This is a genomic window from Tenacibaculum sp. 47A_GOM-205m (assembly GCF_000518405.1).
Lineage (GTDB): Bacteria > Bacteroidota > Bacteroidia > Flavobacteriales > Flavobacteriaceae > Polaribacter > Polaribacter lutimaris.
Window position 1 is genome coordinate 173,277 of the sequence record NZ_JADN01000003.1, and the last position, 14,893, is coordinate 188,169.

Annotated in this window: 14 protein-coding genes; 8 read left to right on the forward strand and 6 right to left on the reverse strand. The window is 28.0% G+C overall.

Going from position 1 to position 14,893, the window contains the following annotated elements:
* Positions 1–41: 41 nt before the first annotated feature.
* From N534_RS0100865 to N534_RS0100875, 4 genes are all read left to right on the forward strand, one after another.
* Positions 42–404 (forward strand): hypothetical protein, encoded by a 363-nt coding sequence (locus N534_RS0100865; protein WP_156025512.1) that lies wholly within the window; start codon positions 42–44, stop codon positions 402–404.
* Positions 405–415: 11 nt separating this feature from the next.
* Positions 416–784: a hypothetical protein gene (locus N534_RS0100870; protein WP_156025514.1), complete on the forward strand. Its 369-nt coding sequence runs from the start codon at positions 416–418 to the stop codon at positions 782–784.
* A 396-nt stretch (positions 785–1,180) separates the two neighbouring features.
* On the forward strand, positions 1,181–1,270 hold the full coding sequence (locus tag N534_RS15565; RefSeq protein ID WP_369791953.1) for a DUF1508 domain-containing protein: 90 nt from the start codon (positions 1,181–1,183) through the stop codon (positions 1,268–1,270).
* A 112-nt stretch (positions 1,271–1,382) separates the two neighbouring features.
* Positions 1,383–1,829: a hypothetical protein gene (locus N534_RS0100875; protein WP_028890676.1), complete on the forward strand. Its 447-nt coding sequence runs from the start codon at positions 1,383–1,385 to the stop codon at positions 1,827–1,829.
* 177 nt (positions 1,830–2,006) lie between these two features.
* On the opposite strand, the gene N534_RS0100880 is transcribed toward N534_RS0100875, so the two are convergent.
* The 4 genes from N534_RS0100880 to N534_RS0100895 form a co-directional block, all read right to left on the reverse strand.
* Complete coding sequence (locus N534_RS0100880) at positions 2,007–6,824, reverse strand: BT4734/BF3469 family protein (protein WP_081728253.1); 4,818 nt, start codon at positions 6,822–6,824, stop codon at positions 2,007–2,009.
* 235 nt (positions 6,825–7,059) lie between these two features.
* A complete protein-coding gene (locus N534_RS0100885) occupies positions 7,060–7,329 on the reverse strand; it encodes a hypothetical protein (RefSeq protein WP_028890678.1) in 270 nt (89 codons plus the stop codon).
* Between the two features lie 84 nt (positions 7,330–7,413).
* A complete protein-coding gene (locus N534_RS0100890; protein WP_028890679.1) occupies positions 7,414–7,944 on the reverse strand; it encodes a hypothetical protein in 531 nt (176 codons plus the stop codon).
* A 316-nt stretch (positions 7,945–8,260) separates the two neighbouring features.
* Complete coding sequence (locus N534_RS0100895; RefSeq protein ID WP_028890680.1) at positions 8,261–8,479, reverse strand: helix-turn-helix domain-containing protein; 219 nt, start codon at positions 8,477–8,479, stop codon at positions 8,261–8,263.
* A 96-nt stretch (positions 8,480–8,575) separates the two neighbouring features.
* On the opposite strand from N534_RS0100895, the gene N534_RS0100900 reads away from it, so the two are divergent.
* Positions 8,576–9,328, forward strand: coding sequence for a hypothetical protein (locus N534_RS0100900; protein WP_028890681.1), 753 nt, complete (start codon positions 8,576–8,578; stop codon positions 9,326–9,328).
* 350 nt (positions 9,329–9,678) lie between these two features.
* On the opposite strand, the gene N534_RS15235 is transcribed toward N534_RS0100900, so the two are convergent.
* Positions 9,679–9,867, reverse strand: a complete 189-nt coding sequence (locus N534_RS15235; protein WP_156025516.1) for a hypothetical protein — start codon at positions 9,865–9,867, stop codon at positions 9,679–9,681.
* 133 nt (positions 9,868–10,000) lie between these two features.
* Here N534_RS15235 and N534_RS15475 point away from each other — a divergent pair, with 133 nt between their 5' ends.
* The 3 genes from N534_RS15475 (at position 10,001) to N534_RS0100920 (ending at position 13,630) form a co-directional block, all read left to right on the forward strand.
* Positions 10,001–10,774, forward strand: a complete 774-nt coding sequence (locus N534_RS15475; protein WP_051435804.1) for a helix-turn-helix domain-containing protein — start codon at positions 10,001–10,003, stop codon at positions 10,772–10,774.
* Positions 10,775–11,040: 266 nt separating this feature from the next.
* Positions 11,041–12,279: a tyrosine-type recombinase/integrase gene (locus tag N534_RS0100915; RefSeq protein WP_028890683.1), complete on the forward strand. Its 1,239-nt coding sequence runs from the start codon at positions 11,041–11,043 to the stop codon at positions 12,277–12,279.
* A gap of 256 nt (positions 12,280–12,535) precedes the next feature.
* A complete protein-coding gene (locus N534_RS0100920; RefSeq protein WP_028890684.1) occupies positions 12,536–13,630 on the forward strand; it encodes an OmpA family protein in 1,095 nt (364 codons plus the stop codon).
* 39 nt (positions 13,631–13,669) lie between these two features.
* Here the strand turns inward: N534_RS0100920 and N534_RS14210 are convergent, their stop codons facing one another.
* The gene (locus N534_RS14210; protein WP_051435805.1) at positions 13,670–14,134 is read right to left on the reverse strand and encodes a thioredoxin family protein; all 465 of its coding nucleotides are present in this window, start codon (positions 14,132–14,134) and stop codon (positions 13,670–13,672) included.
* Positions 14,135–14,893 lie beyond the last annotated feature (759 nt).

Genomic DNA, 14,893 nt, shown 5'->3' on the forward strand with positions numbered 1-14,893 from the left:
TGCGCATATTATCTCTTGAAAGCCTTGGTAAATTCCAGCCCTTGACAGCTAGAAATCATATTGCATATGTAGGAAATAGAGATGTCGCTCATTTAAGAAATTTTGTGAGTTATTTTGATATGATGTCTATTACTCAGCCAGGGAATGAAGGTCTTGCTAGATCAGTTCAAGCAAGTTATTTAGGCAGAATTCGAGGAGGTATAAAACCAAGAATAGTATCTGCCACAGCTACTCCACCTACGGTAATAAACAATAGTGTTTCATCATATTATAAAAATATGTCTTTTAGAGATTTTCATATTAAATTTAGCCACTTATATAGAGGTAGGTTTAAAGGTAGAGGAACGTATATGAAACATATGTCTATGAGGTGGAGAAAGTTAAAAAATGGAATAATAGAATAAAACTAATTACTATGAAATCAAGGATAATTATTTCAACAATTTTAGTCTCATTATTTTTATTTAGTTGTGGAAAAAAGAAATATGAGGATTATAATGAGGAAGACTTTATAGAAAAACAGGGAATTATAACAAAGATGACCAGAACATCTAATCCGCTGGATAGTGAATGGAATAGAGATATTATTTATGCTTATAATCTTGAAGAGGAATCAGTCAGTTATGGACAAGAGAACAATATAGACTTAATGTTCAAATTAGGGCAGCCAATAGTTATTCTAGTTCATAAAGATGACGATAAGATTAGCTTTTATGCAAGAAGAGGTCTTATAAATGAGCAAGAATGGGCAGCAGGCTTTAAAAGGCTTATTGATAAAAAATAAAACTTATTATAATAGAAAAAGGAGGTAATGTCCTGCTGTGCTCTCTAAGGGTAATGTATCAAAATGGAGCTTTTGATTTTTAGTAAAAAATAAATACTGAAAACTAGGTGATTACAAAACATATACCGCTCTAAAAGGGCGGTATATTACGTTCATTTAAATAGTAAAGTTTTGTTAGAGCTTATAAAATATAGGTTTGTTTAGGACACGTGTATTAAATTGGCGCTTTAAAAAAAGTGCTATGAAATGTAAAAAATGTAATTCCAATAATTACATCAAAAAAGGTATTCGTAATAACAAACAACAATTTTACTGTAAAGATTGTAAGAAGTATTTTCAATCAGTATATAGTTATAAAGCTTATGATGTTAAAATAAATAATTTCATTAAGAATTTATTCAACTAAAAACTAAAGATGCCATGGAAAATGGTATAGCTTCCGTAAAAAAGAATGCACCAAATGCTACTGTAGAAGATAATTCTTAGTAGTGAAGTAACATAATTAAAACAAGCAAGAAGATGGACTTAGGTTCATCTTTTTGTTTTCTTAGAATTTGGTATTTTAGGGTTTTAAATAAATTTTAAAATTGCAAACAAAATGAATAGAACAATTATATCAGTTTATGGAAAAGCTAATCAAGGTAAATCAGAAACGATTAAAAAGGTATGTAGTTTATTATTAGAAACTTATCCAGACGCTTCTCCTTCAATATCTAACATTGACTATAGTGGAGATATTTTTTTAACTATTACTATTGGAAATGTAAAAATTGGATTAGAAAGCCAAGGTGACCCTAATAGCAGGATGATACATGATAATACCGTTGAGCGATTAGCTAAAGATAATTGTGATATTATTGTTTGTGCTACAAGAACTGGAGGAATGACTGTTAAAGAGGTAGATAGGGTTGCTAATATATATGATTATCACACGATTTGGCATAGTAGCTTGTGGAGTCCATCTTTGAATTTCAATGTTTTAAATCGTCAAGGAGCAGAAAATATTATTAGCTTAATTAAGTCATTAATTACACAACAGTTATAATTTTAAAAGAAATAGTTTAGGGTATGTAATGAGATAAGGAAAATGGACTTGGATTTACCTTCTTATTTCTATAAAAAGTGTTCCAGTTGGGGAAAGTAACTCTTTATTCTATATAAGAATTAGGTTTCCCCAAGTGGTACACTATCTTCAAAGATTAATAGATCATTTTTGAGATAACTAAGCAGTTTTCTTTCTCTTCTTCTTTGGTGTTATCTTTAATTTATCTAGATGGTCTCTATAGTCTTGAATATTGACATCAAATAGAACTATACTATAATTCGCAATAGATTTGTTTTTAGAACTATTGGCATAATAATCTCTTTTAAATGTATTAGGATTATAGATACCCTTGTTAAAATTTTTAGGAGGAGTACTTCGATCTTTCAATACAAATCCTTGATTATTATAAGCATGTTGGCATAAAAATTTACAAGCTTTGGTAAGAGAGAAGTCTGAATAAATAATGTCACCATTTTTGTTTAGAACTACAAAAGAAGTCTCAGTTGTATTATTATTTATAGTAACTCTACTGAAGTTCTTTCTTGGTCTTGGTTTTTTAGTACCACTATATTGGTTTGAATTTTTTCTCAAAGATTTAAATACATCTTCTTCATTTAAATCTAGAGTAAACTTTTTATCTAAACTCTCTAGTTTAAACTCTTCATCACAGAAAAATGTTTGACGTACAAAGGGAACATATTTTAAATTTTTAAGTTTATTATAAGTACTGTGTTCTGAAGTTTTAAAAGAAGTTAATAATAAGTCATCCCATTTGCTAAGATCAATTTTTAATTTGTTAAGTATATTAGATTCTCCTAAGAAATTAGGCGCAGTTGGATTTTCAATTAAATCATTTACATATTCTATGGAGCCATAAATGTCTTTCTTTTTTAATTTCTCCTCAAGAGAATTAAATATATCTTGTATGTATATATTATTAGATTTTAATAATGGTTTTGCATAAGCTTTCAGGTTTCTTAAACTATTATTACAAATTTTGGTCAACTCATTTAAATTATCTGTAGTGGTGGATAATTCAGGTTCAACAAACTTGCTAATATCTAGATCCATATCAACTAGTAATTTTTTACTTCTGAGAACTCTAGGTATTATTATAGTTTCTAAGGATTTAAGATTCCCTTTTTTAGTATAATTTAAAGGAGTGTATTTAGATAATCTGTTTAATTGGGTTTCTAATTCTTTTAAATCAATTGTTTTTATTAATTCCTTATTCGAATAATATTTCTTTAGGTCTTTTTTTTCTTTAGAATTAGATGTCTCTAACTTATACATAGTGTCTTCGTATTGCTGTTTAGCCCACATGTTTTTTAGAGCTTCTACTAATTCTATATTATGAATTGTATAGGATATATAAGTTGGTTCTACTTTCTTAACAATTCCTAATTTCTTATCAGAAAGGAAGTCTATTGTCTTTATATAATTTATACCTCGAATTAGTTTATCATTCTGAGTTGAATTACAAGAATCAATATACTTAGTAATCTTTTTAAGGTAACTAGGACTGTCGGAATTTGATAATTCTGCTTCTGGATTTATTAAAAAATGTAGGATTTTAATAGCTTCTTCAACTCCATACCAATAGCATAATCTTAAATGATATTTTATTAGTTTATTTACAGCTCTTTCATGAGAAAAATGAAAGTCTCCTTGAATGATATAGCAATCGTTAATATTATCTATAACCTGAAAATTACCAATATCTGTACTTAGAGGATTTGATACCTTTTTAGAAGCTTTCACACACATTCTTTTCTCTGGATCAACTTGGCTTTCAAGATAATCCATAGCCCTTTCATCATTCAAGAAGTTTCTTATAAGTTCGTTTTCTAAATCTATTTGATCTTCGGTCATTTCCTTAAGGGGTTCACCAATACTTTTATGCTTTATGATAGAATTAAATCCAGCATCTTTGGCTAAATAATGATAACCATCTAAAGAGCAAAACCAATCTTCGTACATTCTTGCCTTTTTACTGATACTGTCTATTACCAGCTTTTTATTCTCCTCTTCTTGAGCAAATATTGAAATATTTTTTACCGTTACTTGTTCAGGGTTTTTTCTTACTTCTTCTAATAAATGTAATTTCTCTTTTTCATCCTCTTCTACTATTTTGTTTGGAGTAGCGCCTTCATTAACACTTAGTAAATGATAATTATATTTATTGATTCCAAGAATTGTTTTCCCTGCATTTCTAAAACTAAACTCTCTTGAAGAATTCTTTGGATCTGGTTTAAATATTCTTGGTAAGAATACTGTACTATGAACTTGTCTGTTTCTAAATCTATTAATTGCTTGGATTGCATTTATAGCACTAATTTTAGTATGAGTCACTCCTAAATCTATGATCACTCCATATTTTTGAGGAGAGATTTTACCTTGTTTTATCTCATCTTCTGTGACTCCATCTTTATTTATATTGATACCGTTTATAAAAAAAGTTGTTGCAAGAACTATATCGTAATCTCCAAACTTACCCGATAGTATATTTTGGGTACATTTTCCTTCTGAGCCTGAATAAAATAATCCAACTTTAATATCAGAAGATAATTTGGTTTGAATTTCTCTGATACATTCGTCCATTTTAGCTTTGTTGTTAAAAATATGACATACTTTTCTTCCTTGTTTTAAATATTTATTCATTTGATTTACAACCTCATCAAATCTTTCTTTAGAGTCATCCGTATCTAAATTAGTTAAGTGTATAATTGGTTTCCTTTTGTAATTTTTATCAACTATAATTCTTTGGAATAGTGATTTTATATGATCACGTTCCATTAGTTCTGGTATAACATGAGTTTCAACATTAGGAGTTCCTGACATGAATATAATTTTCGTCTTGCAATCTCTATTTCTAGAAACAAACTCAATAATATGGTGTATGAGGTTGGAAATAACATCAGCTCTATAGTCAAGTCCATCTGACAATGTATGAGCTTCATCAATGAAGATATAATCAAAAGTAGCCAATTGTTCATGGCTCAGATTCAACACTTGGTTATAGGTACAATGAACAACTAAATCATCAGACTTTGGTAGGTCTTTTCCTTTTAAGGTACTTTCATAATTAACCTTAATAACTTCAGTATTTTTCTTTTTAAAGCTTTTAAGTGTATTTTCAATATTGGAATTGACAAAAACTTGATCAGGTCTATTTTCTTCATCCCAAGCTTCTTTAGCAATTTGATTTTGAATTGACATAAATGGTTCACTTAATATAGTTCTACCATTCATTTTATAGTCTGGGTGACCAGCAATACTATTTTTCCCTGTACCACATTGACTTCTAAGACAAAATATTCTTTTCTCAGCATATTTGTTTTGAAATAAGTCATGCATAACGTTCTTGTCTAGATACTCTTCTTCTCCAAGAGTAATTTCTGCTGTAATAGTCTCTAATTCTTCAATTAAAGGTAATCTTACTTTCTTTTTATCAATATAATTGGTGATTTCATCTAAAAACTCAGATAAATCCGCTGAATTATTATCTTCATCATATGAAACTTTATTTCTAATATAAATCTCATAATAATTATTAATTAGTTTAAAGTCGTTTACTTCACCTGAGGATAATCTATACTGTTCAGAAAGAAAATCTTTTACCTCTCCTAGCTCTCTAATCAATTCGTAAAATGCTCCAAGTGATGATGAACTTAGTTGTTCTTCAGTATAACTATTTTTAGATTTGATTGCCCAACGATAATCATTATGATCTTCATCTAATTTATTAGATCCTTCAGGAATTAGTCTTTTTAATTGTTCAATAGCTAAATCACCAAATACTCCATATAGTACCCAGCATAACTTGTTTAATGTGTGATAATCATCAAACTTTTCGTGTACCCAATTAGAAACTCGATGATCTTCATTTGATAGATCTTCTAAAAAGTCAATAACTTTGATGAACTTGTCAGTCTCATATTCTAAATTAAAGTTCTTAGATCTATTTTTGATTAATAAGTGATAAGCATCTACCTTTGAAGTTATATTGTGAGTTTTCATAATGTTTTTTACCTCAACTATATTTTCAGAGATCTTCTTAAGGAGTTCCTTCTGCTTTAGTTCCCTTTCAATAGTTACAATTTCTGAGTAATTAGAGATTTGAGAAGGATCATATTTGAAACTATTGGCTTTGTCTGCTATGAAAGGTAGGTAAGTTAGACGTTGAGGGTCATTTGTAGATACATCAATTTTATCTTCTAGTTCAGGAAAAGCAGCTGCTAATTCTTTTCTAGCTCCTTCATACCAAACCTTATGATGTCTCATAACACTTTCTCTTTCTTCTAAACTAAAATCACTTTGAAAATCAAGATTTGAAAGATCTACTTGACAGAATATTTTAAATCCTTTACCCCTAGGGGATACAAACGCCATGTATGGTTTTATATTTTTTGTTCCATACCATACTTTGTTCATCCATTTAATAGCTTCATTGGAGTCTTCTAGTTTGTCAAAATCAAAACAAAACTTACCTGTATGTTTAAACTCCATTTTGGATTTGTCTCTTGTATTTGTATCAAGTGATATCATAATAGCTGGTAAGAAAGGTTTTACAGCTGACAAATCTCCTCCTGAGGAGTCTAATAATTTTTTAATTGATTCATTTGGATCTGTCATTTCATCGATTAATTCCTGTTCTGAAATAGTATTTGCTCTTTCTTTTCTGTTTTTCCCGAAAGACCTTGTACTGGCATTCCATTGGTTGGAGCACCCTAAGAAGTTATAAAGAAATTGTTTTGGCTTTATTGCTTTTAGTTTGTCAAGTTCATAAAGCTCTTCCTTATGTTTCATTATGAATTTAGAACAATAATCTATAGGGCTTTCTGTTGCTTCTCCCTTTGGATATTTATCTACAAAGACATCTAGTAGGTCTTTGGTTTCTTCATTTAATGTTTTGTATGTCTTGTAGGCTTCCAAGCGATCATATATCAACGGATTGGTTGTGTGGGTTGAAAAGTAATAATACTTGTTGTTCATTTTATAATTTTAGGGTGTTCCAGTTTGGGAAATCTAATTCTTATATAGAATAAAGAGTCACTTCCCCAAAGTGGTACACAGGTTAAAAAAGTAAGGTGTTTACTTATAGATTAAGTTGTCTGTATAGGTTCTATAACTAATACAGGTTTGATACTGTAATTATTATTACAGTTAGCAGAAATCAAATTATATGTCCTCTAGAATGACAGTATAAAAGAATTAGTGCTATGTATATTTACTGGAACAGTAGATTGAAAAAGTCGAACTCTTTAAAATATTTCCTTCGATCTATTTTAAGAGAATCTAGAATTTCTTTTTGCTCCAGTAACTTAGTATAATTGAGATTAATATCGAAAAGCTGTACAGTTTCTTTTCGAGTTAAGAAAGGTTTTCTTATAGAGATTGATTTTTTAATTTTTAAGCTTACTGCATCCTCTATAGGTTTACAGTTAAAAAAGTTCACTAATTCTTTTGGTGATAATTGTGTTGTAATATATTTTACCATTGTTAATAGTTTTATGATGGCACAAATATCTTACGAGTTTAAGCTGAAAATGTATAGATAAATTAGGATAATTTATCTATAAAATTATTTAGATCTAATTATTTCTCTTAAACGTTGTTTTACTTTTTTTGAATTCGCATTGTTGTAGTTAAACTTAACAATTAACTTGTTATAATTCTCACGAATATATTTTTCGTATTCACTAGGTGGATGATTTTCAGGCATTAATTCATTAAAGATGTAAGCGTATTTTATATCTTTATCATAATCCCATTTTTCCATTATATTATTGAAAATAGATAGTGTTTCATCATCCACAAATGGGTGTGAGGTTTTCATAATATTGTCTTTATCTTTGGTAATTTCTTCCTTGTTTAAAACTTCACTAATATTTTCCATTTGCATTTCTATATCTATGATACGACGTTCTGCATTAGCTTGAATATTGTTGCTGTAGGTATGTCTCTGTTTCTCGGCTATAACATATCGACAATTCCATTTCAATTCTTTCAGAAATTCTTTCAACTCTTCTTTTGGAGTCGTTTCTAATTCTTGGATACTTAGATCCATTATATGTTGTATTTCAAAATGCAATTGACGAAGTGTTTTTCCCATAGAGATATGTTTTTAATTTTTTTTTAAAATAATTACTTTAATATAACTTAAAAAAGTTTTACTAAATCAAATTTAAAGTTTTTTGATATTTATTACCTCATTAATTTAGTATTACATAAAGATTATTTATGCTTTAAATTTAAAACATACAAATGGGGGGAGAGTTTCTACTTCTATTAATAAGTTGCATATTTCCCCCACATTTGTATGTGATATTTAACGTGTTTCTATTGATTTATAGAGAGAATAAACACTTACGATTATCGTAAATGTTTATTTGTTCAGTAATAAGGTTAACAGGTCAAATAAAAGACCTCTAAATCTTAACTAGTTTAAAAAAATCTTCAAGTTTAAGGTTTCTAGCTTCACAAATCTTATGTAAAGTTTTTAAAGGAATTCTATATCCATCTGTCTGAAGAATCTTTCTAACAGTTTTCTCGTCAATATTATGGTCAAGAGCAAAGTTTCTGTTAGACTTACTTGGTTTAATCCACTCTTTAGCTATGTAATTGCAAACTTTTTTATTTACATCCATACAGCAAATGAATGTATAGTTGTAAAAAATAATGCGGACGAACAGACGCAAAAGAAATATTTCTTCTATATTTGAGCGAATTAAAAATAAAATCTTATGAAAAAATATTTAACAAGTATTATGATTTCTTTTCTAGTATCATGTGGAACAACCACAAAAGAAGAAACCCCTAAGGAGAACTCTGAGAAAGATAACTTAACAGAGAAGGTTACTCAAACTGAAAAGGAAGAAGAATTAGCAAAGAAAAAACAAGAAGAAAAGAAGTTGGAAAAGCTTCGTTATTACATGAATAACTCTTCTGTAACAGATGAAAATGGGATTTCTTACAAGTTAGAAGTTGTTGAAAATATTATTGGTCAAGAGAATATGTATACTTCTAAAAAGATGTATGTTACTGAAGGGGATATAGGCTTTGATAAATATGTTGTAGTAAGTTCTTATCGTATTAAAACTCTTTTTAAACTTAAATCTAATGGAAAAGTTATTGATAACATTGAGCTAGAAGGTTTTTTAGTTAAATCTCAACTCAATGGAGATACTAAATACAATTTTTGGGATTCAAAATTGAATAAATGGGTTGTTAAAACTAAACAAGATGTAATAATGTTACGTAATATGAGCTGTAATGATAGTTTTATATATTATCCTCAACTCGATTCAAAAAAACACAGAAAAAATAGAATTACTGAATTTACAAGTGTTTGGTGTAATTTTGGTATTGGTGATGATGTAAAGAATGCAAAAATAGAAGCAATAAATAAATGCGGAATGCTTGAAGATAATCTTAAAAATATTCAATATACAACTGATAATCTTTTGGATATTAATAATGTTTTTAAAAGTAATTAGTTTAGATGAGTTTAATGAATAAGTTAAAGCAAAACCATTTAAATTAACAGTTAAGAATGTAAGTTTTAAGCTCTCTAATTATTTGCAAAATCTGTCATAGTGTTCTTTTACTTATAATAGTATAAATACATTATGACAGATTTTGCATTAAAAAAATTAACTTTTGAAACATTAAAGTTATCCTTTTGTGATAGAATTTACAAATTAGAAAACAATAGTATTCTAAGCTAGAGAAAGCCAATTATTTTGATTTTTTATGAACTACGTCTGAGTTTTGAAAAACTTTTTTCGTTTCATTTTGTATGGAAGTTTTGTTTGACTTTTTAGGTCTAATTAGTTTAGGAAAGACCTTAGTTGTAACTTAATAATATATCACCAAATATGAATGAAGAAAAAAATAAAGCAAGTGCAGTTATTGCAATGGTTAGTGCGTCTGGCGCATCAGTTGGATTCGGTTTAGCGATTGCGGTAGGAATTCCTTTAACAGTTCCTATGGCAATAGGAGCAGGAATTAGTTGTTTAGTTTTTAGTATAATCAAGGTTTATAGAAAGAATTAAAGTAGTTGAATATTCAACTACTTTAATTTTTTTTATTAGCTCTCTTATAAGTAAAAATAGTGAGTTATAGTGCTTGAAAAATACGTTACTTTTGTTTGTATATTTATAAAACAAATGAAGTCTAGTAAAAGTAATATTAAATCAATAAACAGTATAATTTTTAAGGAGAATAAGTTTTCTGCTGAAGAGGAAGAAGGATGGTGTAGAGTCTATGTTGATTTATTAGAATATAAGAATTCGAAAACAATATGGACGGTGTATTTTAGCCATATATATTGTGATTTGTTATATGAGATTGGTAAGGCTTTAGGTATGTCGCATCTTTTTTCTTTTGTTCCTCATGATTCAGTTATTGATAACATTATATTTTATGGTGAAAAAACAAAAAAAATTAAGAATAAAGAATTGATAATTAGACAAAGCGCATATTTACAGTATATAGTAAGAACTTACGAAAATAATAATGATGAAATTTTTAATCCTAGTTCGATTCATGCGATTTTTGCTTATGATGATATCAAAATTATTGAAATAGTTAGGAATGTTATTGTAGAGTTCTTAATGAAGAGCTCAAGTTCTGGAATTTCAGAAAGAGCAAGGAATTTTATTGAGATTACAGAAGAAGCACTAAAAGTAAAGAAAAAGAATGATTTTTTAATACAAGATAAATCTTCAAGTAAAGAAAAAGTTGAGGTTGTTAAAAATGTTCAACCTATTATTATAGATAAAGATTTATTAACTCGAAGTGAAGCAAAAGACTTTCTTAATATATCTTTACCAACGTTAAATAATTGGACAAAGAAAGGAATGATTAAATCATACGGAATAGGAGGTAGGGTATACTATAAGAAAAACGAAATATTAGAGTTGCTTGAAGAATTGAAGTAGTATTTATTTTATAAAGCTGACTAAATACTGACTAAAAAATAAATTAAAAAACCTCAATTAACTGTTTTATAGTTAGTTGAGGTTTTTAATTGTGGAGACGCCGAATATACTTTAGCTTAATTTTTATTTGTCAGTAAATCTTTATATGTTGTTTAAATACAGGGGTTTGGTGGCTTTTTTTATGTCTTGTTAATAACTTTTACACTAATAAGATATAAGAAAATTATCAACTCAATTATCAACGCGTAAAAAATCAAATAAAAATTATGAAACATACATTTTGTTTAAGAAAACCAAAAGATGTAAAAGAAACATTAATTGTTTTTTCATGTTACTTTAAAAATGAGAAAAAGCAATTCAAATATTCAATTAGAAAATCGATACTTCCTGATCATTGGGATTTCGAAAATAAGAAACCAAAAAATAAAGGAAAAAATATATCTAAAGACCAAAAAGGAATAACAAAAAGAATAAATGAATATACAGATGCTTTTGAGGAAATGTATTCTCGTTGCGAAATGAGTAAAACAGAATTTACAAGCCAATTATTAAAAGAGCATCTAGATAAAACTTTTAATAATTTAACATTAAGTCAAACTTCGTTCTTTGAAGTTTATGATAAATTTACGGAGGAGAAAATTAAAAGGAAAGAATGGAAATATTCAACAATAAAGCGATATAAAAATATTAAGAACTTATTACAAGAATTTGAAAAGGTTAAGAAGTACAAACTAACATTTAGTAAAATAAATAATACGTTCTATACTGAGTTTATCGATTTCTGCTATGAGTATAAAGATCATTATACTAATACATTTAATAGAAACTTAGGACTATTCAAAACATTTATGTTTTGGGCTTTGAAAAAAGAACATACTTACAATAACAAGTTTGTTGATTTTAAGAAACCGAAACGAGTTTTAACTAGGGAAGAAGCTTTGTCTTTTGAGGATATTAAAACTCTCTATAGTTTTACTTGTGAAGATGACAGACTAAATAAAATTAAAGATGTTTTTATTTTTCAGTGTTTAACAGGAATGCGTTATGGGGAATTAAAAAGAGTAAATAAAAGAACAATTAATAATAATGGTTGTGTGATATTAAAGGAAGAAAAGGATAGCTCTAAACCGACTCGTGAAATTCCTTTGGTTTCTATTTCAAGATCAATATTAGAAAAGTATAATTATGAGTTGCCTTTAATATCTAATCAAAAACAGAATGATTATATCAAAGATATTTTAAAGGAAGCAGGATTTACTAATGAGGTTGAATATACAAGAACCAAAGGGGTAGAGCAGCAAGTTTTTATAAAGCCATTTTATAAGCGTGTTTCCACTCATACTGCTAGAAGAACTTTTATAACCATTATGCGAAATAAAGGAATTGCTGATAAAACGATTATGAGTATTAGTGGGCACAAAGATTTGAAGACTTTTAATATGTATCATCAAGTCGATAATAACGCAAAAATAAATGCAGTTAAGTCTGTTTTTGAGAATTTTTAATATTATAAATAAAACCTAGTATAGTGTTCATTTGTATCGCATATAATATTTAAAAATATTCAGCCTACTAACTATACTAGATTACTAAAGGAAATATGAGGACAAGTTAAATTAGCTTGTTTAAGAAAGAAACTGAGTACTGAAGAAAAGAAAAACAAAAAGTATTTATAGTTACATAGAAGTGTTAAATGTGACTTTACACCTTAATATGTGTCAAATTTTTTAAAGTTAAATACTTATTTAAATTTATTAAATTATGAAAAAACTATTATTAGGAGTGTTAGTTACTACTTCCATGGTTAGTTACTCTCAAGATTTGCCTCAAAATCCAGAGCCAGGAAAATGTTATGTCCGTTGTAAAACTCCAGAGATATGGAAAAATGAAGATGTCAAAATAGAAATTGCACCTACTTATAAAAAAATCGTCACTCACCCAGCAGAATACAAAACAGTTACGGAAAGAGTTGTAGTAAAAGAAGCAGGTGAACGTTTAGAAATAGTGCCTGCGGTTTGGGAAGATAAAATTGTGTCATATCAAGCAAAAGATGATGCGAATAGTTTAAGGGTTATCAAGGCAACATTCAAGCCAGATGAAGAAGTTATAGAAACCAAAGCGGCATCAGCCAAATGGGAAATGAGTGAAAAGGCTCCAGATTGTGAGTCAAGCGACCCTAATGATTGTCGATATTGGTGTTATAAACCAATTCCAGCTCAATTTGTAACTATACCAATAACAAAACTAAATAGTAATGCTACTACTCAAAAAATCCCTATATCTGGTTTTGAAAAAACTTATACTAAAAGAGTAATGACAACACCTCCCACTACACGAGTTATTAAGATGCCAGCTGTTTATAATGAAATTACTAAGCGTGTTTTAGTTAAAGATGCATGGCAAGAGGAGGTTATTATACCTGCTAAATATAAAGCCGTAAGTAAAGAAGTGTTAGTTAGTAAAGGAGGATTAACAAGTTGGAAAGAAGTAGAGTGTAAATTACTTACTTATAATCCATTACCTATAAACTGGAATTTTGGAAGTGCTACTTTAACTTCAACAGCAAAAAAACTTATTGACTCTAGATTGTTGCCTATTTTAAAAGATGGTGTACAAATAGAACTAGCTTCTCATACAGATTCGAGAGGTTCTAGAGAGGCTAATCAAGATTTATCAGATAGACGAGCACAGGCAGTAGTAAATTACTTGATTTCAAATGGAATAAACCCAAGTCAATTAGTTGCTAAGGGCTATGGAGAGTCTAAACTAAAAAATAGATGTTCAGATGGTGTTACCTGTACAGAAGCTGAGCATAGAATAAATAGAAGAACAGAATTTAGGGTAATTAATCAATAACTGATTGATTTTTTAAAGGGTTTAAATCGAGAGTAATTATTACTCTCGATTTTTATTTATTACAGATTCAAAAAAAGGATAATAATACTCTGTAAGAATTAAACCTTTTTTATAATCGATTATTTTCTGTTTATAATTAATAAAAAGTAATGTTGGGTATGAAGATATCTTAAATTTTTTTGCTAACTTTTTATTTATTGCTAGTTTTTCTTTTGTTACTAAATCTTCATTAAAAGGAATGTCTGCTTCATACAAAACAAAATTCTCTTTAGATAAGTTTTTAAACTTTTCTGTAGTAAAAAGTTTCTTATCTAACTTTTTACAAGGGCTACACCAATCCGAACCTTTAAAGTAGATTAGCAATGGTTTTCGATTGGTTTTAGCTTCTTTTAAAGCTTCTTTGTAAGAAGTTGTCCAAATAGTTAAATTAGGAGTGTTTATATCTTCTTGCGACCAAGAATATGTGCTAAAAAACAATAATCCTGCCAATAATAAGTCTTTCATATATAATACAGTTATATTCTCCAATAGAACAAAAATAATACCACACTTTAAAATAAAATCTTTAACTATGTTGTAAAGTGATAACAGGCTCAATAAAATATAAGTCTTTTTTTTGGGATATTTAATTTTTCTTTTTATGGAAAAAGACTTTCTAAATCACTTAATCTCTATTATAAACAATGTGATTTTTTTTCACTTCAATTAATAGGTAAAACTCAAAAATACATATATTTTTCTGTTTTTACATTTTCATTATTCGATTTATGGCTCCTGTTCTCAACTTTTTGAAAATAGATGATTTATTAGGCTCAGTATCAAATGTAATAAGTTTTTTTGTAATTTTCTGTTTTTAAAAGATTATAAACACATTTTCGGTTTTGTTCTTATTCGAGTTAAAAATTAAGATGATTAACTTTTATCATGTTGGTTTATAGATATTCCTGTTCTTTGTTACAGTATTGTCTTTCTCCAAAGATGAATAATTGAGGGTAAACCTCTCAATTTTATCATAGAGATAATCCTTTTAGAGTTAGTTTTTGACCTGAAAAATTTGCGTGTAATTTAAATTGTTTTAGAATATTAAAAAGAAAAATACTTTAAGAAAAAACTGTTAAAGAGGTTTTAATATAATTAAAATAAGTTAGTTATATGCTGCGTGTAAATGTGAAGTTGTGACTTTTTTTAAAAAGAAGTGTCATAACTTTTGAGCCAATAAAAAAGAGACTTAATAAAAACTTAACAATATGAAAAAAACTACTT